At 60.0% G+C, this 21260-nt stretch carries 13 protein-coding genes and 1 tRNA gene; 12 read left to right on the top strand and 2 right to left on the bottom strand.

Annotated features, from left to right (window positions below; genetic code table 11):
- Position 1 precedes the first annotated feature (1 nt).
- Genes CFAEC_RS03710 through CFAEC_RS03700 form a run of 3 tightly spaced genes read left to right on the top strand, consistent with a single transcriptional unit; the run spans position 2 to position 1556 of the window.
- Positions 2 to 805 carry a thymidylate synthase gene (locus CFAEC_RS03710; RefSeq protein ID WP_290278943.1) on the top strand — a complete coding sequence of 268 codons (804 nt, stop codon included), beginning with the start codon at positions 2 to 4 and terminating at the stop codon, positions 803 to 805.
- On the top strand, positions 802 to 1290 hold the full coding sequence (locus tag CFAEC_RS03705; protein WP_290278941.1) for a dihydrofolate reductase: 489 nt from the start codon (positions 802 to 804) through the stop codon (positions 1288 to 1290). Before CFAEC_RS03710 ends, CFAEC_RS03705 begins: the two co-directional genes overlap by 4 nt.
- 17 nt (positions 1291 to 1307) lie before the next feature.
- A complete protein-coding gene (locus CFAEC_RS03700) occupies positions 1308 to 1556 on the top strand; it encodes a mycoredoxin (protein ID WP_290278939.1) in 249 nt (82 codons plus the stop codon).
- A 139-nt stretch (positions 1557 to 1695) separates the two neighbouring features.
- Here the strand turns inward: CFAEC_RS03700 and CFAEC_RS03695 are convergent, their stop codons facing one another.
- On the bottom strand, positions 1696 to 1965 hold the full coding sequence (locus tag CFAEC_RS03695; RefSeq protein WP_290278938.1) for a cg0963 family protein: 270 nt from the start codon (positions 1963 to 1965) through the stop codon (positions 1696 to 1698).
- A 130-nt stretch (positions 1966 to 2095) separates the two neighbouring features.
- On the opposite strand from CFAEC_RS03695, the gene CFAEC_RS03690 reads away from it, so the two are divergent.
- The 6 genes from CFAEC_RS03690 to CFAEC_RS03665 all read left to right on the top strand — a co-directional run bounded on the left by CFAEC_RS03690 (position 2096) and on the right by CFAEC_RS03665 (position 9810).
- Positions 2096 to 2168 (top strand) — tRNA-Arg (locus CFAEC_RS03690).
- A 678-nt stretch (positions 2169 to 2846) separates the two neighbouring features.
- Positions 2847 to 4064, top strand: a complete 1218-nt coding sequence (locus CFAEC_RS03685; protein ID WP_290278936.1) for an MFS transporter — start codon at positions 2847 to 2849, stop codon at positions 4062 to 4064.
- A 662-nt stretch (positions 4065 to 4726) separates the two neighbouring features.
- Positions 4727 to 5935, top strand: a complete 1209-nt coding sequence (locus CFAEC_RS03680) for an IS110 family RNA-guided transposase (protein WP_290278933.1) — start codon at positions 4727 to 4729, stop codon at positions 5933 to 5935.
- A 575-nt stretch (positions 5936 to 6510) separates the two neighbouring features.
- A complete protein-coding gene (locus tag CFAEC_RS03675; protein ID WP_290278931.1) occupies positions 6511 to 8202 on the top strand; it encodes a sodium:solute symporter family transporter in 1692 nt (563 codons plus the stop codon).
- 11 nt (positions 8203 to 8213) lie between these two features.
- Positions 8214 to 8330, top strand: coding sequence for a putative transporter small subunit (locus CFAEC_RS03670; protein WP_290278929.1), 117 nt, complete (start codon positions 8214 to 8216; stop codon positions 8328 to 8330).
- A gap of 208 nt (positions 8331 to 8538) precedes the next feature.
- The gene (locus tag CFAEC_RS03665; protein WP_290278927.1) at positions 8539 to 9810 is read left to right on the top strand and encodes an HIRAN domain-containing protein; all 1272 of its coding nucleotides are present in this window, start codon (positions 8539 to 8541) and stop codon (positions 9808 to 9810) included.
- A 130-nt stretch (positions 9811 to 9940) separates the two neighbouring features.
- Here CFAEC_RS03665 and CFAEC_RS03660 read toward each other — a convergent pair whose 3' ends face one another.
- Positions 9941 to 18865, bottom strand: a complete 8925-nt coding sequence (locus CFAEC_RS03660; protein ID WP_290278925.1) for a type I polyketide synthase — start codon at positions 18863 to 18865, stop codon at positions 9941 to 9943.
- A gap of 278 nt (positions 18866 to 19143) precedes the next feature.
- On the opposite strand from CFAEC_RS03660, the gene CFAEC_RS03655 reads away from it, so the two are divergent.
- The 3 genes from CFAEC_RS03655 to CFAEC_RS03645 all read left to right on the top strand — a co-directional run bounded on the left by CFAEC_RS03655 (position 19144) and on the right by CFAEC_RS03645 (position 21246).
- A complete protein-coding gene (locus CFAEC_RS03655; protein ID WP_290278924.1) occupies positions 19144 to 19995 on the top strand; it encodes a DUF1906 domain-containing protein in 852 nt (283 codons plus the stop codon).
- An 88-nt stretch (positions 19996 to 20083) separates the two neighbouring features.
- The gene (locus tag CFAEC_RS03650) at positions 20084 to 20575 is read left to right on the top strand and encodes a helix-turn-helix domain-containing protein (RefSeq protein ID WP_290278922.1); all 492 of its coding nucleotides are present in this window, start codon (positions 20084 to 20086) and stop codon (positions 20573 to 20575) included.
- Complete coding sequence (locus tag CFAEC_RS03645) at positions 20560 to 21246, top strand: IS630 family transposase (RefSeq protein ID WP_290278920.1); 687 nt, start codon at positions 20560 to 20562, stop codon at positions 21244 to 21246. The genes CFAEC_RS03650 and CFAEC_RS03645 overlap by 16 nt, the downstream gene beginning before the upstream one ends.
- Positions 21247 to 21260 lie beyond the last annotated feature (14 nt).

Raw genomic sequence — 21260 nt, 5'->3', positions numbered from 1 at the left:
CATGACTGCCATTTCCACCCCGTACGAAGACCTTCTGCGCAAGATCAAGGCCGAAGGTGCTCACAAAGGCGACCGCACCGGCACCGGCACCACGTCTCTTTTTGGCCAGCAGATGCGTTTCAACCTCGCGGATTCCTTTCCGCTGCTCACCACCAAAAAGGTTCACTTCCATTCTGTGGTCGGTGAACTCCTGTGGTTCCTCAGCGGGGATTCCAATGTGAAATGGCTCCAGGACAACAATATCCGCATCTGGAATGAATGGGCCGATGAAAACGGCGAACTCGGTCCCGTCTACGGCGTGCAGTGGCGTTCCTGGCCCACCCCGGACGGTCGCCACATCGATCAGATCGCAGGAGCACTTGAGACCCTGCAGAACAACCCGGATTCCCGTCGCAACATTGTCTCCGCCTGGAATGTCTCCGAGCTGGAGAACATGGCCCTGCCGCCATGCCACCTGTTGTTCCAGCTCTACGTGGCCGATGGCAAGCTTTCCTGCCAGCTCTACCAGCGTTCAGCGGACATGTTCCTGGGTGTGCCGTTCAACATCGCCTCCTATGCCTTGCTGACCCACATGTTTGCCCAGCAGGCAGGCCTTGAGGTTGGTGAATTCGTGTGGACCGGCGGTGACTGCCACATTTATGACAATCACAAGGAACAGGTGGATGAGCAGCTCTCCCGTGAGGCACGCCCCTACCCCACCCTGGAGTTGAACAAGGCGGCGTCCATGTTTGACTACACCTTCGAGGACATCGCGGTCAGCGGTTATGATCCGCACCCACTCATCCGGGGCAAGGTCGCCGTATGACCCTCGGCGCGATCTGGGCCCAGAGCCTCGACCGGGTGATCGGTGACGGTCAGGGCATGCCCTGGCACATCCCTGAAGATCTCAAACACTTCAAGGACATCACCATGGGTGAGCCGGTGATCATGGGCCGAAAAACCTGGGAGTCCCTGCCGGAGCGATTCCGCCCGTTGCCGGGCCGTGAGAACTTTGTGTTATCCAGGCAGGCCGCCGGCGCCTGGTCCGCAGGCGCCACCATCATCCGAGAACTGCCTATCGACGGGTGGATCATGGGCGGTGGTGAAATCTACGCCGCCACGGTAGCTGACGCCGACGTTCTGGAAATCACCATCGTGGACGCCACTTTCGCTGAGGAACTGGGTGACAGAGCCGTCTACGCCCCGGAGATTCCTGCAACCTTCACCCTGGATGAGGAAACCGACTGGCAACAGGGTGAAACCCATCGTTTCAAGTTCCAACGCTGGGTGAAAATACAACCAACTGCTTAAAATCCAAGGAGATAACCATGTCACACGCCACTATCTACGCCACCGACTGGTGCCCCTACTGCGCATCGCTGCTCAGAGGCCTCAAAGACCTTGATCCATCCGAGTATGAGGTCATCGATGTGGACCAGGATGAAGAAGCTGGCGAGTGGGTGAAATCCGTCAATGACGGCAACCGTATCGTCCCCACCGTGAAATTCTCAGATGGCACCCATGCCACCAATCCCCCGGCTGCTGACGTGATCATCAAGATCCAAGACCTGTCCTAGCCCCCGAACCATGGGTGTGTACCCCGCCGCACCCCTTGCATCGACCCCGCAAAACAACAATGACGCCAGACAACATGACCACCCTCCATAACGAGAGTGTCCATGTTGTCTGGCGTCAACGCCGATGATGATGTTCTATCTACTCATCATCAAACATACGAGCCATGTCTTCTGGCGACAGATCCGTGTTTACACCCGCAAACGTGGCGGAGAAGATCTCCTGCAGGTAGCGATCGCAAGCAGCGCTGAGCTGCTTGGCATCGTATTTGTTGAGCAGCAGGACGCGACGGGTGGAACCGTCCTCCTGGATCTCATCAACTGCCAGTGCTGGGACATTATCCTTGGTGATCTGACGGACAACGATTGGTCGGCGCTGCACATCGTGGAACGAAGGCTTCAGCTCAGACATGATGACTCCTTGAAGTAAGTTTCGAATACCACTCAAGTCTACTGAGTAACAGCGCCTTCCGAGATAATTTCGGGGTTATCTTGCCCCATTTTTACCCCTCATGTGGTCATGCGCTAATCTAGTCCAGTACGCCTTGGTAGCTCAGTGGATAGAGCACCGCTCTCCTAAAGCGGGTGTCGCAGGTTCGATTCCTGCTCAGGGCACAATGAAGCTAAGCAATCCCCGCCCACCAGCACAGATACCGCATGGTGAGGCGGGGTTTGCTCCATCTGCCCATGTCCCAGACTGCGTTTTCATGCAAGCTGCGAACAACAGAGTCCTGCAATACAAACGATGATATTTTCCCTGCCACCCCTATATGCGAATAGGTTCCCCCTTCCCGGATCCTGCAATTTCCGCCCCGGGGGCGGACAAGTTGGGGACTTCGACCTTCGAAGGAAAATCAGCGATATACCCCGGGCCAAAGGAAAAACCATTAATTATATTCAGTTTTTATGGGTATATCTCCTCACACTCGTCAGCGGATGCCCCCTACCGTGATTCGGGAACTTATTTTGCAAGGAAAAAACCTTAATAAACCTTAAGGTTTCTGCAGCTAATGAGGGGGAAATCCCACTTCCTTGACAAGCTTGTCCACGTGGCTGGAAAGCTGCCCCTACACCCCTACACCCCTACACCCCTACCCACAACGCCAATAAATAGCATTTACCTCTCAGTTTCCTCTTTTTTTCGATGAAACCTCTTTTTCTTTAGTCGTACCATTGTTATTCTTTATAGATACTGTCGGGCTCTACTAAAGAAGGGACTAATTCTTGGCTCCGTCTATAAAGAAAGAGACGATCTCTCACACACTAGGTTTTCGTGGCTACACAGCCATCACCATGGCAGTTCTACTCTCCTTTGCCTACGGGTTGCAGATGTATGCAACCGTCCCAGCATTTGGTGCACTGTCAGAAGAATTCTCACTTGATTTAACTCAGATCGGCCTTCTGGTCTCTGTCTGGTTCCTCGGTTATGCCATCGCGCATGTGCCTGCTGGCTTTGCCGCAGCAGCCTGGGGAATAAAAAAAGTAGCAGTCTGGGGCGCTTTCGCCCTCGCTGCATCCACCCTCATCTTTGTCTTCGCTGAAAGCTACGGGATGCTGATCTTCTCCCGCGCTATCGGTGGAGTGGCAATGTCTTTCATGGCAGGTGCCGCCTTCCCGCTGGCCACTGCATGGGCCCCACCACAGCATTCACGCATCATCGTCGGCGGACTGGTCAACGGTGTTGGTTTCACCGGCGGTTCTGCACTGGGCCTTTATGTCTGGACCATGCTGCTCAATTCCTACGGGTGGCGGAATGCAACTTTCATCGCTGCCGTAGTGGCATTAGTGATAGCCATAGCCTCCATCTTTTTCGTGAGCACCCCGGCTCATCTACGTGAGCTCAACGGTGGGCATTTCTCCCTTAAATCCACCGGTCAGGTACTGCGCTCCCGTTCCATCTGGGCAATCGGCATCGGAAGTATCTGCGGCTATGGTGTCCTCTTCACCGTTTCCCAGCTTGGCCCCACGTATGTGGAATCGGAATTCGGATTCTCTGCAGAGTCAGCTGGGCTGCTTGGTGCGGTGATGTTGTTGCTGGGAATCCCGGCCGCACTCATCAGTGGTCGCATCGCAGATAAGGCACGATCTTTCCTGCCGACCCTATGGATACCAGCCGGACTGCTTGTTCTCATGCTGGCAGTTATGCCATTCATCAGTGGTACCCTCCTCTGGATTGCACTTCCCCTGGTGGGCATTCTGGGATCGATGTACTTCTCCCCCGCCACTGTTGCCCATGCTGAATACCCAGATGAGGTCTCACCGCAAAACTATGCCACCGCTTTCGGGCTGGTGCTCTCTCTGGGCAATATCGGCGCCTTCCTCTTCCCTTATGTCTATTCCCTCAGTACCGGCTATGTCGGCGCCCGGTGGAGCTGGATGGTGCTGGCTGCAATTTCTGCCGTGGCATGGCTCGGTTTCTTCTTTGCCAAGGAACCTCGTACCCCCGAGAAAATGAAATCCGAGACCCCCAAGGCTCGAAAGTCCACAGATAATTACGCATTGTGGCAATGACTTCTCATTAATTCATAATTTGGTTTTGCCACCTCGGCAGCCCCCTGGAGGATCCCTATCCTCAAAGTATCGCTCGACTAATTCACCTGTGTCCCCTGTCCCGGGAGATTCCCACGGCCAGGGGCACAGGTATTTCTTTGGCCCTAGGCCCCGAGGACATGGCCCCACAGGCCTGGGAGCCGCCCTGAATAGAGCTTTACCGGCTGGCGGGGTTTCGGCATGCCCAACAGTCAGACAGAGACTTTCGGGTATCGCGACAACCTGAGGGGACTACACCGCAGGGACGGTTCAGTACGGCTGTGCACAGTGCCTCCCTCACGCGCCAAGGAAATACCCGAGATTCACAAACAGGGGGTAGGGGAAAAGTATTTTCCCGGCCAGGAACAGCACACCCCCACACTGGGACCTTCCCCGTTACTTTGAGAGTATCCCCATAATGGGGATAGTCGCTGGGCCCGGTATGGCTTAATCGCCCTGTAGTTCACATGATCCGGGGGGTGTTGCCGCCGGGACTCCAGGACAACCGTTGACTGCTAATAGGGACACGGACGAACCAGTTGAGGTTCAGTTCTCTTTGTAACGTGGGTGCCAGCATCGGATGTCATGACACCAGCGACGAGTTTGACCCGTCACTGTTGCTACGACATTCAAGGAGGCCGGTAATGACCACCGGCAACACCCATGACGTCACCATCGGACTCGACGTCGGAAAAACCGCCCACCACGCTTGCGCGATGCTCAGCTCAGGCGAAATCATCTACGACAAACCCCTACCCCAAGACGAAACCCAGCTCCGGAAAGTCTTCACCGACCTGCAGCAACATGGCACAGTCTTGATGGTTGTCGACCAACCCAACACCATCGGTGCCCTGCCCATCGCCGTCGCCCGCGATGCCGGCTGCCTGGTTGGTTACCTCCCAGGTCTGGCCATGCGCAAGGCCGCTGATCTCTATCCAGGGCGGTCCAAAACCGACCGTCGGGACGCCTTCATCATCGCCGATACCGCACGGACCATGCCGCATACCTTGCGTGCTGTCGACCGCGACAACGAAGTCTTGTCAGCGTTGAAGATGCTGTCAGGCTTTGATGACGACATCGCCAAAGACTGCACGAGAACCATCAACCGATTGCGCAGCGTGCTCACCCAGATCTACCCCAGCTTCGAACGAGCACTGGTCGGTGATGTGATCACCCGACCCTTAGTGTTAGAGATGCTGATCCATTACGGCGGACCAACGAAGATGAAAAAGGCGGGATACCAGCGTGTTCACACCTGGATGAGTAACCGCGCGAAGAAGGATCCCACGAAGCTGGTGGATGCTATCTTCGACGGTTTGAAAGCCCAAACCGTCACGGTACCTGGAACCGCAGCTGCTGAGATCGTCATCCCGCAGTTGGCCACCAACATCAAGTCCCTGCTGGAACAGCGCAAAACTATCGCTGAACAAGTTGAGGAGTTACTCGAAGAATTCCCTCTTCACCAGGTCTTGATATCTATGCCGGGAGTTGGCATCAAGACCGCAGCCAATATCCTCCTGGCTGTCGGTGACTGTTCTGACTTCCGATCCGCAGGGCACCTGGCCGCTTATGCCGGGATCGCCCCGGTGACACGAAGATCTGGCACATCCATCCGTGGCGAGTTCCCCGCTAGATCAGGCAACAAAAGGCTCAAGAATGCGTTGTTCTACTCCGCGTTCGCATCCTTGCGATCTCATGAAGCATCGAAGACCTACTACGAACGGAAACGAGCCGAGGGCAAGCGCCATAACGCAGCCATCATGTGTTTGGCCAGGCGGCGGTGCAATGTCATCTACGCGATGTTGACCCGAGCTGAGTTCTTCCGGGAGGTTCCCTCCAGGGCCGCTGCCTAATTCACTGCCAGCACGATCAGCTGGTCAACAATGAACACGCTGACCAGCCGATCAGCCATGCTGATTACGAGAATTAGAAGTTACCCCCGAAGTGGTTTCCTGAGTACAGGGCCCACCTCTTGACAAAAACATAGGGACACCCCCCCTCTGGAAGTATCCCTACCCGCAGCCACAAATTTTCCCCCAGCAAGCAATCACCCAGGGCATCCCCCAGAAATGGCACATGAAAGCGATTCTTGGAACCTGCAGGAAAGCTCCTACCACAAGCCCCTCACACTGCCCGATAAATAGGCAACCGCACCAATTTGATAAAAATTAATAATCATATCATATTCAAAACTTAACTTAAAACCGTCAAACTTTGATTAGTTTGGATTGATAAATCCTGTTATATTGATCCAGCACTCGAATCACCCCGCAAGCAGAGTTACGTGTATTAGCTTTTAAACGGGACCGGAAAGTCGCGGCTTTTTGCCCCGACCACCTCATGCTTCGGGTTCAACTCAATACTTCGGTCCCGAAGTTATGGAGGAGATTTGGACGGCTTTCAGTTCAGTTCATGGGCGACTATTTTGATGTTAGTCGGATTCTTCGGAGTAACTTTTCTCATCACTCTGACAATCCGGGAACGTAAAGAAAACGTCGACGGTTTCATGGTTTCCAGTGGAGCTATCGGCTACGGTTTCTCAGCCTCATCAATGACCGCGACCTGGGTATGGGCAGCTTCCTTCTACGCTGCAGCCGAGGCAGGTTATATCTACGGAATCTCCGGCCCCATCCATTATGGATTGTGGGGCGCGCTGATGATTCTCTGCATTTACCCCTTCGGAATGCGTTTCCGAAAGCTTGCGCCACATGCGCACACTCTCGCTGAGCTGGTTCACGCTCGGCATGGCTCTTCAAGCCAGATGCTGCTCGCAGTGTCGAATATCGCCGGCAGTCTCATCAGTCTGACCGCCAACTTCACCGCCGCCGGTGCGCTGATCTACATCCTGACCCCCTTCAGCTTCGGCACGGGCGTCCTGGTTGTTGCAGTCGGTGTTCTCGGCTACACCATCTGGTCCGGCTTCCGTGCCTCAGTCCTTACAGACTATGTACAGCTGGTGGCCATGATGGGTGCAGCGGCGATCATCATTCCGGCGATCTTCTATGCTGCGGGCGGACCCGACATGCTCACCATGGGCATGGAGACCCTGCGGGATCAGGATCCACAGAAGGCTGACTTCTGGTCGCAGGATGCCTTCCTCTACCAGGGTGCCCCCTACATGGTTGCTGTCCTTGCCTACGCAGTTGGCAACCAGACCATCACCCAGCGACTCTTCGCTGTGCGCATTGACCGCATCAAATCTACCTTCGTGACCGCCACCCTGGGTTATGCCGGTACCGTCATCGGTCTGGGCATGATCGGTGTTCTTGCGGCCATGATCGGTATGGATCCTGCAGATGGCAACACCAATAACCTGATCCCACAGATGGCAGTGGAATTCCTGCCGGCCGCTCTGATTGTGGCGCTGTTCATCATGGTGATCGGTTCCCTGTCCTCAACTGCGGATTCTGATCTCTCCGCACTTGCCGCCATCGCCATGACCGACATCTACGGCAAGAATATTGCCCGCGGAAAGGTCAAAACCAAGACAATGCTGCTCGTGGGCCGCATGACCATGATCGGTGCAACTGCAGCCGGTGTGGGCTTGGCATTCGCCAACTTCAATATTCTGGATCTACTGGTATTCGTGGGCGGACTCTGGGGCGCCCTGGTGTTCCCGGTCATCGCCAGCTTCTACTGGAACCGCATCACCAGCCGTGCATTCGTGATCTCCGTGGCTGTTGCAGTGGCCTTCTTCCTGCTGACCCGCTTCGACCTGATCCCAATGTTCGGTGTTCAGGCAGTTATCTTCGAGCTGCTGGCTGCCACCGGTGCCGCCGTTGCAGTGGGACTGCTCGCCTTTGGTTTCCTCGGCCGCTGGGCTGGTGGAATTGCCGGCACATTGATGTTCGTGGCCATGGTGCCACTCTTCCTCGGCTTCCTGCATGACTACCCGACCCTGCTCAGTGCCCTGGTTGCCTACGGTATCAGTGCCGTGCTGTGCGTGGGCATCAGCCTGCGCAGCAATGAGCGCTTCGACTTCGATCTCATTGATGAACGTGTGATGTCCTTCCAGGGGGCTGCGGCACAGCCAACGCTTTCCACTGAGCCAACAGCTCTGATGGAAGAGGGCGCCGGAGCCACCGCCGCCCACGTTGCTCCGAAGGGAGGTACCCGATAATGGTAACCGCAATGACTTTCTACATCCTGGTCTGGCCGGTACTGGCTGCGCTGGTACTGATCCAGCTCACCATCGGTGTCATCAATGACTACCGGGATGCACACCGGGAGGGCCGCAAGGTCGTCTAAACCACCTATCCCCTTTCACCACCGCGGCAGTTGCGCACGATGCAACTGCCGCGGTGGTTTTTCTTCCTCACCGACCCCCTCGAAATCTCCCTCCCTCCCCTTCACCTGCGCGAAAAGTTCTGCGGTGAACGCAGCTGGTGTCCTTCCGTTGGGGATATGCTGGAATCAGCTGAGGTATTAAATCTGATAATCCTTAGGGGAAGGCAGCATGATGCAACCGTTCTACGATATCTCCGGGCCCTGTAAGAGAAGTGACTTCACGGAGGTGAAGGGAACCTATTATTACTCCCCTACTCTCCGCACGATGTTTGTGCAGGAAGGTGCACAGGAACGCAAAGAGTTCTTTTCCCTTGTCACCCTGGTCCCAGAACCTGATAACCCCTATAGCAGTTCCGGCCATGCGATCTCAGTTCGGTGGAATGCTCAGGTAATCGGTCATATCCCCTCAGGAATATCTACTGAGTATCGCCAGATCGGCCGTATCGCTGCCAGTGGTTTCACCGCACTGACGGTAGCCCGGGTCTGGGCTACAACCCGCTCAGATGGTCAACGCGGTTATTGGGTATCGGTGGCGCTGCCTGAACCATCCCTCCTCTATCCCATCAACGCTGCGCCATCACAAGCCTGGACGCTTCTTCCCGGGGGATCTGTTTCCCAGGTAACCAAAGAATCAGACCACAGGGATGTGCTCAGTGCTTATTGCCCGAAGACACAGGAAAACCATATTCTTGTCACCCTCCATCTGATGCCACCCACAGAGAAGCGCCCCTGGGAAGGCGTCGAGGTCCGCCTCGATGGCAACCGTATCGGTGAGCTGACACAGTTGACCAGCGGAAAATATGTTTCCACTGTCCGTCATTACAGTATTCAGGGTGTGCTCAGTGTTTCCCGGGCCACCCTTGACCGGGCCGGCGAGGTGAAACTTTTCGCCGCTACCGCTGATCTGCTCAGGCCAGAGGATCTCACCCTCAGGCCTGATCTTCCTGAACTCATCCCCTATGAGGCGGATCCCTCGAATTATGATGTTCCTCCCGCATATCAGGAAAATTCCTCTGATAAGAATAAAAAGGCAACGGTTCAGCTACCATCCAACTCTGGAGCTCTGCTGGATTCCACCCCCTGGGCGCAACTCCTCGAGCCTGATACCTCCCCCAGGGCAACGCCTTTCCAACGGGGTTATACCCGGTCCGCCATCAGCAGAAGTTTTCCCAATACCCGTGTGCCACGCTTGGATTATGCCAGTGTCGGACAGTGCGAGAAGATCCTCCACTATTTCAACCAGCCGGTAGAAAAGCTGCATCAGGGCGGACGTGATTCCCTGAAGCTGTGGTGGCTCAGCATCGTGTTCTTCCTGCTCACCGGTTTGGCGCTCTCCACAGTCATCCTGGGACAGATCATTTTGTTGCTCATGGCGGGTGTGAGCATCCATCACTTCTGGACCCGCACTAAACTTCAACCCCCCTTCCACCAACAGAGATAAAAATCCGCCCCGCACCCCTGCCCTGTTCAAAAGGAAGGAGATGCGGGGCGGATTCTTCTCTCAGGCTGGTCCCCTACCCCAGTCCGCACAACAGTGGGATGAGGGGGAAGGTGACCTGTGAAACTACCTGTTATTTGCCAGCTGGGTAGGTGCCATCAGCACCGAGGCGGGCTTCTGCGTCGATAAGCAGGTTGATCTCAGCCTGGTGTCCGCCGCGCTCAGGCAGGCGACGTCCGTCGATCTGCTCGAACAGTGGCGCACGACCGACCATGCCGGCCTCCAGGCGGTTGGCACCGGCGCGGAGACGCTCGGTTGCGCGCTTGCGCCATGCCTCGACGTCCAGGCCTGCGTTGCGCATGGCCTGCTCGAAGACACCGCTGGTGGCCATGACCACCACGGCAGCGACGTGACCGAAGCCGAGGGAGGTCAGGACGCCCGCCTTGATGGCGCCTGCTCCCAGATCCAGAGGCTCACGGAGCCAGACGAAGTTCTCGCCCTTGGCGGCCATCTCCGGATCAACGCAGTCCAGGGACGCGTTCTGTGGCAGCTTGCCGGACTCGAGCACGGACACCAGACCACCGATCTGGAACAGCGCCGCACCGCCCTTGGAGTGACCGGTCAGCGACTTCTGGGAAATGATGAACATCGGGTTGTCCGCTTCGCGGCCGATGGTCTTCCACAGGATGTTGTGCAGCTCGGACTCGTTTGGGTCGTTGGCGTTGGTGGAGGTGTCGTGCTTGGACACCACGCGGACATCGTCCGGGGTGAGGCCCAGGCCCTTGAGCTCCTTGGCCAGGCGGGAGTTGGTTCCACCGCGGGCCGCACCCAGTGCACCGAGACCCGGTGCCGGGATGGAGGTGTGTGCACCGTCAGCGTAGGACTGTGCGTGTGCCACCACGGCCAGAACCGGGAGACCCAGCTCAGCTGCGAGGGAGGCACGAGCCAGCAGCACGGTACCGCCACCGGCGGCTTCGAGGAAGCCTGCGCGACGTCGGTCGTTCGCACGGGAGATGAAGCGTGGGTCGATTCCCTTGTCCAGCATCGCCTGGGTATCGGCGGTGGCGTTCATGTCGCCGAAGCCGGTGAGGGATTCAACCTGGATGTCATCGATACCGCCGGCGACAACGAAGTCAGCCTTGCCCAGACGGATCTTGTCCACGCCCTCCTCCACGGAGACAGCTGCGGTTGCACATGCTGCGACCGGGTGGATCATCTGACCGTAACCACCGACGTAGGACTGCATGGTGTGTGCAGCAACCACGTTCGGCAGGGTCTCCTGGAGGATGTCGGAAGGACGATCCTGGCCCAGGAAGCGGTTGACGAACAGCTTGCGCAGGGACTGCATGCCACCGATACCGGTGCCCTGGGTGGAGGACACATCAGCTGGGTGGACGGACTGCAGCAGCTCAGCTGGGCTGAAGCCGGAGGACAGGAAGGCGTCCACTGCGGTGACCAGGTTCCAGGCTGCGATGTTGTCCAGCGCATCGATCATGGAGGCTGGGATGCCCCACTTGGCTGGATCGAAATCGGTCGGCAGCTGACCTGCAACGGAGCGGGTCAGGGTGGCCTTGCGTGGCACGAAGGAGGTGGAACCCTTCTTCTTGGTCACGGTCCACTCACCGTCAACCTGTGAGATCTCAGCGGTGGCGTCGGCGTCCTGATAAGCCAGGGCCTCGTCCTCGGAGGTCACGGAGAAGGTGATGTCGCGGTCGAGGAAGATCTCGGCTGCGTCCATGGAACCGCCCTCGACCAGGAATGCGTCGTTGACCAGCTCGCGGATGCCACAGCGTGCGACAACCTCATCACGGTAACGGTCGAAGATGTCCTCTTCAGGAACCTCGGTGCCGTCAACGTCGTACCAGCCCGGACGTGGATCCTCGGACCAGGTGATCAGGCCCATCATCCAGGCGAGTTCGACAACACCGGCGGCGGTCAGCTCAACGCTGCCGTCACGCTGGATGCCGTACTCGGCCTCGAAGCGGGTGCGGCCGGAACCCCATGAGGAGATCTCGCCCACGCCAACCATGACGATCATGTCATCGAGATCAGTGGTGACCTCGCCGACCTCGGCACCTGGAACCTGAACTGGGCTCTTAGGTGAAGGCAGAGCCTTGATGATGGCTGTACCGGAGTTATCTGCTGCAACCTCATCCTGCTCGAGGGAGGCAGCCAGCTCGGCGATGGAGATGCCGCCACCGAGACCACCGGTGAGGTCGTAGTCGATCGGAGCCTCGAGAGCCTTCTTGCGGGACTCTGCAGAACCCAGGCCGAGCAGCTCGGAGGAGATCTCCTCCGGGGTGTAGACGTGGATGCCCAGCTTCTCAGCGGCAGGGATCAGGACGTCGTTGCGGCCCATGAGACCGGTTCCGGCGACCCAACCGATGCGTGCCTGTGCCAGGGTGACGTGGTTTGGCCAGCCGGTCTCGGAGCCCCACTTCGCCAGGATGGCGTCGAAGGCTGCCTTGACCTCACCGTAGGCGCCGTCGCCACCGAACATGCCACGGTTCGGGGAACCCGGCAGGACGATGTGGACGCGCTCACCGGCACCACGGGATGCAAGGTCAGCGAGACCTGCGATGGTGCGCTCCACGGACCAGAGCAGCAGGCGGGCCTGGTTCTCGGTCTGTGGGCCTGCATCGGAGAGGTTTCCGGAGACAGACGGCGCGGCGAATGGGTATGCCAGGGTCGGGGTCAGAGCTGGCTTGGTCACGGTGACGGTTGAACCGACGGTGACGCGCTGCTCATTGCCGATCCAGTCGATGACTGCATCAACGTCGCGGTAGGAGGACATGTTGGCTGGGACGATCCACAGCTTCGCGCTCGGGGAGGCGTGCTGGGCGTACAGCTTACGGGCGTACTCCTTACGGGCCTGGGACACGTTGGAGGCGGTCATGATGACGGTTGCGCCCTGTGCCAGCAGGCGGCCGGCGACGGCACCTGCGATGGACTCGGGAGCTGCACCGGTGACCAGTGCGACGTCCTCGGCGTGTGGCTCATCAGCGGTTTCGAGGGCAACCTTGGCTACCTCGGAAAGGGTGGTGGCAAGGGTTGCATCCTCGACGTGATCAGCCCACCATGCGGCCTGCTTGGCCACGGTCTCGCCGGTGCCGGTGAAGCGGTCGGTGGCGATGTCTGCGCCGTTGGCCAGACGTGCCAGATCCTCGCGTGCGGAAGCCCAGCGGTCATCAAACAGGATGGCGCGCTCAGCGGAGAATACCGGGGTGACCATCTTCTGCCAACCTGCACCCAGCTCAGCCTCAACGGCTTCGTAGAGCTCGGTGTCAGCCTCTGCCGCCTCAACCTCGTTCTTGGCATCCAGGCCGAGCTGGCCGAGGATTCCGCGTGCGATATTGGCCAGTACGCCCTCTTCACCGGTGACGGTGGAGGCATAAGCGTCCAGGGCTGCGGAGTCGACGACCCCACCACCTGCGGCGGAACCACCGGCGGACATGGACACGGAGGTGCCGTTGGCTGCTGCGACGTTGTTCACAGCGGCGTCGATGAGGGAATCAACCTCACCCTTGTTGGCTGCAGACTCAGGCAGGGTGCCCAGGTTGCCGCCACGGACCGACTCGCCCTCGCGGGTACCGAGCAGGAGCTCGACCTCCACGTGTGCGACCCAGCTCTCGGGCAGACCCCAGGTACCGGTGACGCGGTCACCGACATAGGAGGCCTTCAGGCCGGCTGCACCCAGCAGGGCACGCAGGCGGGCACGGATGGCCTCACCCAGGACCGGCCCGAATGGCTTGTAGCCCGGTGCTGCGGTGACCACGCGGCCCTGAAGTGTTGCCACATCAGCGTCGGCTGCGCCGTCAATGGTCGGAACAGACAGCTCGGTGGACATGTCCATGAGCATCTGGTTACGACGTGAGGAGACACCGTTGGTCAGGGTCTCGGAGGTGTCGGCTGCGGTGATCTGATCGATCTTGATCTTGTTCTGCAGTGCGAACAGGGTCATGATCGCGTTGGAGGCGTTGTACTTCAGCTCTGGGGCGTCGGCAACGGCAACCGGTGCGGCAGCCGGAGCTGCAGGGGCCGGGACAGACTCGGTGACTGGAGCCTGGGTGGCGGCTGCGGCCGAAGCGGACTCGGCAGGTGCGTCGTCCTCTTCGATCTCAACAACCGGTGCCTGGCGGACATCATTGAGCATGACCTGATCCTGGTCGCGCTCGACGTTGAAGACCGGGCGGTGCTCACCGATGACATCCATGGTGCGCAGTGCCAGGTTGGTCAGGGTCGGGGATGCTGCGAGGCCGACCTCGATAATCTGGTCGACGGAGTCGATGATCAGGGCCTGGGTCTCGATCCAGCGGACCGGGGAGGCGAACTGCCAGGACAGCAGCTCGATCAGGAGCAGACGCGCAAGGGCGTTTTCCTCCATGTCCTCCACCTTGAGGCCCTTGAGTCGCTCGGAGGGAACGACAGCCAGGATGGTGTCCACGAAGTCCTGGGTCAGCTCGAATGGACGTGCCACCAGGTTCGGGATGTAGCGGCCGCGCAGAGCATCGATGTCGATGGTCTCCGGGAGCAGCTCATCCAGCTTCTGTGCGAAGGCGGGAACGCCAGGGCGCAGGACGCTGGAGTGGAATGGGACGTCAATGCCCGGGATGTCCACGTAGGCACGTGGGTTCGCGGTGGCGGAAGCCTTGAGAGCCTTCAGGCCCTTCAGGGTGCCGGCGACGGCGTACTGCTGGCCATCAACGTTGTAGTTGACGATCTGCAGGAACTCACCGGACTCTTCAGCAACGCGGTCGATCCAGTTCTCCACCTCAGTGCCGGACAGTCCGATCATGTTCGGACGGAAGGCCGCCAGAGCGTAGTCGGAGCGGCCCTGTGCATCACGTGGGACCAGGGAGTGCATGGCGGAGCCGCGGGAGTACACCACATCGATGACACCTTCGAGTTCGAAGATATTGCCCAGGGATGCCAGGGCGGTGTATTCACCGAGGGAGTGACCCGCGTAGAGCGAGTTGTCCACGATGGCGCCGGCGGCCTGCAGGCGTGCGGTCTGTGCGTAGGCGACCACAGCGAGTGCGACCTGGGTGAACTGGGTCAGGTTGAGCACGCCCTTCGGGTGGACGAAGGTGGTGTCACCGACCTTGAGCTCGATCGGGTTCTCATCGATGACCTGCTGGATGGAGAAACCGAGGTTGGCGCGGGTGTGTGCATCTGCACGCTCCCAGACGGCGCGGGCCTCCGGGCTGGCGTTGCGGTCGCCCTGGCCCATGCCCTGGGCCTGGATGCCCTGGCCCGGGTAGACATACGCGGTGGTCGGAGCCTTGAGCAGTGCCTGGCCACGGGAGACCACGTTGCCGTCGATGCGGCAGGTGACCTCGTAGGCAGGCTTCAGGCCGGAACGACCGACGCGCTCGACGGTGATGTCGACAACATCGTTGAGCTGGACCATGCCGTACATGGAGTAGGTCCAACCGACAACCTCGGAGCCGAGGCCGGCCAGGTGCTGGGCGGTGGCGGACAGCCACATGCCGTGCACCAGGGGCGCGTCGAGGCCGACGAGCTTGGCGGCGTTGGCGGAGGTGTGGATCGGGTTGTAGTCACCGGAGACCATGGCGAACGGGGTCATGTCGGCCGGTGCGGTGACGGTGGCGGAGCGGACGAAGGAACGAGGGGTGTCCTCGATGACCTCGTCGCGTCCACCGTAGGACTCAGCAGGCTGTGCCATGTCGGTGGTGGTGATGCGTCCGCGGATGGCGAAGCGGGTGACCAGCTTGGCCACCACCTCACCCTCGGAGGACAGGGTCAGACGCACGGTGACGATGCGGCCCGAGGAGGACTCCTCGATGGAGGCACAGCGGGATTCAACGTCGATGGTGCGGCCGTCGGCAAGCTCCTCCAGTGGGACGCGCAGGTCCAGGAGGTGGTCGAGGTGGACGGCGTTGAGCAGACCCTCGATGACGGGGTAACCGTCGGCAAGCTTGCCGGTGCCCAGTGAGGCGTAGAGGGCGGGCCAGCAGACGCCGACCAGCACGTCGCCGGTGCCGACGTTGTGCTCCTCCAGTGCTGCGCCGGTGACGGCGGTGTGCGCGACGAGCAGTTCGCGTGGCAGGGTGAAGGAGTCGCGGACATAGCCGAACTCGGTACCATCGTCGATCTTGGTGGGCAGTGCCTCGATCTTGTCGCCTGCGGCGGAGACGGATCCGACACCGGCCACGCCTGCGAGCAGTGCGTAGACGGACTCGGGCAGCTTCTCACGGGAGACAACCGGGGAGGCGCCGGTGGCCACGGCATCGCTCAGCTCGACGGGGATGTCGACGTGCTTGACCAGGTACGGGCGCTGCTCGACGGGGATGTCATCGAAGACGGAGTCGGCCAGGATGCGGATGATCCAGTAACCGTCCTCCTCGATGAGCTCGAAGGCGCCGTCCTTCAGGACGTTGGCCGGGTTGTCGATGAGGTTGCCGTGCCAGACGATATGCGGTGCGGACAGCAGCAGCTCACGTTCGTTCTTGGCGTCGTTCAGACGGGCGTAGATCTCCTCCGGCTCACCGTCGAGGGCCTCAACACAGGCCTCCTCGAAGCGGCCGAGCAGGTCGGCGACAGGCTCGTCGACGCGGTCAATGCCGGCGACGGAAACTGGTCCGGGGATAACGCGGACAGCGTTGGCATCGTAGCGCTCATTGTGTGCCTGCCAGAGGGTGTCCAGGCCCCACCAGCGGGCGAGGTCGGCATCGATGGCCGGAACCCACGGCATGGGCTTGTGGTGCTTGCGGCACAGACCGATGAACCACGCGGCGTCGCGCGCGGAGACCTTGAGCTCGCGGGCGTTCGGGTAGGTGGCAAGGAGCTTATCGACGGCTGCCGGAGCATCCTCGATGGAAGCCAGATCCGGGAACAGGGTCTCGATCTCACCGTGGTCGGCGTCATTGAGGCGTGCCTCAAGGCGGTGCACCAGGTCGAAGAGACGATCATCCCAGGTTGGATCCTGTGATGGGTGGGCAAGGTCAACCCAGCGCTCGATCCACTCGGCGTAGGTCATCTCCTCGAGATCGCCGAAGAAAGGCTTGGCGGTCTTGTTGAGTGCTGCGATGAGCTCCTCGCGGTGCTCATCAACATCATCGGAATCGATGGAGGAGATCAGACGGGATGCTGCTGCGGAGTCATTGTCCAGCTCGTACATGTCGGCGTGGAGGTGGGACAGACCGGAGGTGACGCCACCGCGGGAATCACCGCGGCCGACCCAGCCACCGGCATCCTGTGGGTCAACACCTGGGGTGTCAACGAGTGCCTGCTTGACCTGTGGGGAGGTGGTCGCCTCCTTGGTGGCCATGGCGGCGGTGCCCACGATGATGCCGTCAACCGGCATCTTCGGGTAGCCGAGGTCCTCGGACCACTGGCCGGTCAGGTAGTAGGCAGCCTTCGCCGGGGTGCCGATGCCGCCACCGATGGCGAGCACGACGTTCTTGCGGGCACGGATCTCCGCGTAGGTGGTGAGCAGGAGATCATCGAGGTTGACCCAGGAGTGGTGTCCACCTGCATGTCCGTCCTCCACCTGGATGATGATGTCGGAATCCGGGTTGCCATCAGCAATGGCCAGGGTTGCGCGGATCTGATCCACGGTGCCCGGCTTGAAGGCGATATAAGGGAAGCCGTCCTCGTTGAGGCCGTTGATGAGCTCGGTGGCCTCCTCGGCTTCAGGGATACCCGCGGAGACGACAACGCCGTCGATGGCGGTTCCGGCGGCACGCGCACGGGAGACGATGCGCTGGGCACCGAACTGCAGGTTCCAGATGTAGCGGTCGAAGAACATGGAGTTGAACTGGGCTGCACGGCCCACGTTCAACTGCTTGACCAGGCCTTCCTTGTTACGGGTGAAGACCTCCTCTGAGTACTGTCCGCCACCGGCCATCTCGGCCCAGTAGCCGGCGTTGGCGGCTGCGGCGACGATGGTCGGATCAACGGTGGTCGGGGTCATTCCGCCCAGCAGGATCGGTGAATAACCGGTCAGGCTGGAGAAACGGGTCTGGACCTTGGTTTCACCGGTGGGGAGCTTGACCAGCTTCGGTGCGAACTCGGACCAGTCGGCGGAGGTCGGGATCTGGAAGCCCGGGCGGGCCAGGTTGTCGCGTTCTGCGGCGGTGTAGGCGGGCAGCTGGGTGATGCCGGTGCCATCGAGCAGTGGCGCGGTGAACCGTGCCAGGCCGGAGTCCAGGGTGAGGACATAGTCAGCCTTGAGGTCAGCGATCTGGGCGACCCAGTCGGAGGACTCGACGAGGATGGCGTAGGCCAGCTTCTTCGCGTCAACATCCAGTCCGCAGGTGGTGGACCACTCAACAGCCAGGTCGGCTGCTTCCTGCATGGAGGAATGGTGGAAGGGGATGGCAACCGGCAGGTAGTCGAACTTCGGCTCGAGCAGGGAGCCGCCCTTGCGCTTGTCGGTGATGTCCTCGTTGAAGGAATCAGCTGCGCGCTGGAGGGCCGCTGCGGCCTTCTTCAGCTGGGCAGGCTGGGCGGAGATGACGAAGTGGGTGCGTGCGTTGCGCAGTGCCACTTCAGCACCGTCGACCTCTGCGATGGCTGCTTCGACGGTATCGCGGTCCAGGCCGCGGACGGAGAGCATGTGATCGCCCTTGCCGGCGAACTGGGATGCGGCTGCACCGAGCAGGATGGCGAAGGCGAGGACGTCTTCCTCGTTGACGGCCGCCTCGACACCGAGGATGCCCTGGGAGTGGCCCAGGCGGGTGGCATTGTCCACATCCAGACCGAGATCACGCAGCTGACGGGAGGCGGCGACCTGGCCCAGGACGATGCCCGGGATGGAGACTGCGGGCTGCGGATCGATATCGGAAGCATGGTCCGCGTCTTCACGGGTCAGCTCATCCAGACGTGCGAGGGATCCCGGCACGATGGAGGTGACCTGACGCGCGAAGGGGGCGGTCTTGGCGCGGGCGCGCGACAGCAGCTCGCGGAGGTGCGAGGCGGCGATGTGGTCGACGCTGGCGTCGGCGATCACCTGCTGCCAGGCGGATGCCTGACCTGCGTACAGAATTGCTGGTTCCTTAAAGGAATGCAGCGGTGTCAGTGAAGAGATGCTCACGAATTAAAGCTCCTAAGTCTTGGGAATGGGCACAGGTGTCCCATGACCACTTACGAATGCGTAGGTTACGCGAACGTATCCCAAGAAGGTGAACAAACCCTCACGTTTCTCTCCGTAGTGTTTGTTTCCGCAGGAAAATGATGACCCTGTGTGTGTAAAATCACAAAATCACGGCGCTTCACAGGTGCGTTTATCACGAACCCTGGCTACGCCGATTACATGTTGTTATTGTTAGCCATTGTTAAACGTGGGACCTAAGTGAAATCGGAGACCCCTTCATGAACACACCCATCAACCGCAGGACCTTTCTCAAGGTGGCCGCTGGCGCAATGGTCATTGACGCAACCGGTATCGTCGCCGCACCGAGGGCCTCTGCACGCGGGCCAGTCCTGGGAACGGTCATTGATTATGCCGCCGGTGTCCCCAGCGCAGCCTCCATCAAGGCAGCAGGGCACCTCGGTGCGGTGCGCTACGTATCCCAGCCTCGCCCGGGAACGGAAAACTGGATGCTCGGCAAACCGGTGACACTGGCTGAGACACGCAGCTTCGAGTCCCATGGCCTCAAAACCGCCTCGGTCTACCAGTTCGGCAAAGCAGACAATGCAGACTGGCTGAACGGCGCCGCAGGTGCAGCCACCCACGCCCCGCAGGCCATCGCGCTGCATGTGGCTGCCGGTGGCCCCACCGGTCGCCCCATCTACGTCGCCATCGATGACAACCCCTCCTGGAATCAGTATGCAAACCAGATCCGTCCCTATCTGCAGGCCTTCCGGGTGGCCCTGGAAAGTGCCGGATACCGCCTCGGCATCTACGGCAACTACAACGTCATCGACTGGGCGGTCAACGATGGCCTGGGTGAATTCTTCTGGATGCACAACTGGGGCTCCGAGGGCCAGATCCACCCACGCACCACCCTGCACCAGATCCGCATTGACAGGGACACCCTTGACGGCGTGGGCATTGATATCAACAATGTCTATGCACACGACTGGGGCCAGTGGACGCCGGGCGAAGTCATCGATGGTGTGATCCCGTCGATCCCGGACTATCAGTACCCCGCCCCGGACTCGCCCCTCAATCCCCAGGCCATCACCGACCTGATGAAGCTCCTGGGTAACCTCTCAAGCTAGTAGAGTGTCGTGACTAATAGTCTCGGTTGAGGGATGATGATGGTGGTGGGTTCCTTCCCCCAATCACCCACCGTAGGTGAGGGTAGTAATGGCCAGACCAAAATCCCGACCGGTCACACTCAACGAGGCTGACCGGGCATGGTTGACCACCAGAGTCCGTACCGGCTCCTTCCCGGCCCAGCAGGTACGCCGAGCCCGGATCCTCCTGGAGCTGGACGAACACCACCCCGAGCGATTGCACCGCGGTGAACCGGTACCCACCCAGGCCAAGGTCGCCGAACTCGCCGGGGTATGCACAGACACCGTGGTTAAAGTGGCCAAGGCCTACGCGCAGCGTGGCGGCGACGTAGCCGACACCGTCACCCGTAAGCGGCGTGTGACCCCACCGGTGGCACCGAAGGTCACCGGCGATGTCGAAGCCCGTCTGATCGCCCTGGCCTGCAGCAACCCGCCGGAGGGGCATGCCCGGTGGAGTCTGCGGCTGCTGGAAAAACATGTCCTGCTCACCGAGGGTCTGCCCCCGCTGGATCATTCCACCATCGGCCGGGTGTTAAAAAAACGAAATTGCAACCTCACCTAAAGGAATATTGGGCGATCCCGCCGACAGCCAACGGGGAGTTCGTCGCCCGGATGGAAGATGTCCTGGAGGTCTACGCGAGGGCGTATGACTCGGAGGTCCCGGTGGTGTGCATGGATGAAAAGCCCTACCAGCTACTGGACTACACCCGACAGGCCATCGACGCACAGCCGGGTCGGAGCCGCAAGGAAGACTACGAGTACTCCCGCAAAGGGGTGTGCTCCATTTTTGTGTGGGGCGAGCCCCTGGCCGGGCGACGCCGGGTGCACGCCAGGCCCCGGCGTACCCGGGTGGACTGGGCACATGAGGTCGAGACACTGCTCACGGTGGATTACCCCGACGTGGACAAGGTCGTGCTGGTCATGGACAATCTCAACACCCACACGCTGGGTTCGCTGTATGAAGCGTTCCCTGCGGCCAGGGCTCGGGAACTGGCCAACCGATTAGAGATCCATTACACCCCGAAGCACGGGTCCTGGCTCAACATCGCCGAGATCGAACTCTCGGCCCTGTCACGGCAATGCCTCTCCCGGCGGATCCCCGACATCGGCACTCTGAACCGGGAACTCCAGTCCTGGCAACAGGCCGTCAACACCGAGCAACGACCCGTGAACTGGCAGTTCACCACCGACGACGCCCGCACCAAACTCCGTCATCTGTACCCAGAACATTAGTCACGACACTCTAC

The sequence above is a fragment of the Corynebacterium faecale genome (genome assembly GCF_030408735.1).
In the GTDB taxonomy this organism is placed as follows: domain Bacteria; phylum Actinomycetota; class Actinomycetes; order Mycobacteriales; family Mycobacteriaceae; genus Corynebacterium; species Corynebacterium faecale.
This window is presented reverse-complemented; position numbering and strand designations above follow the sequence as displayed.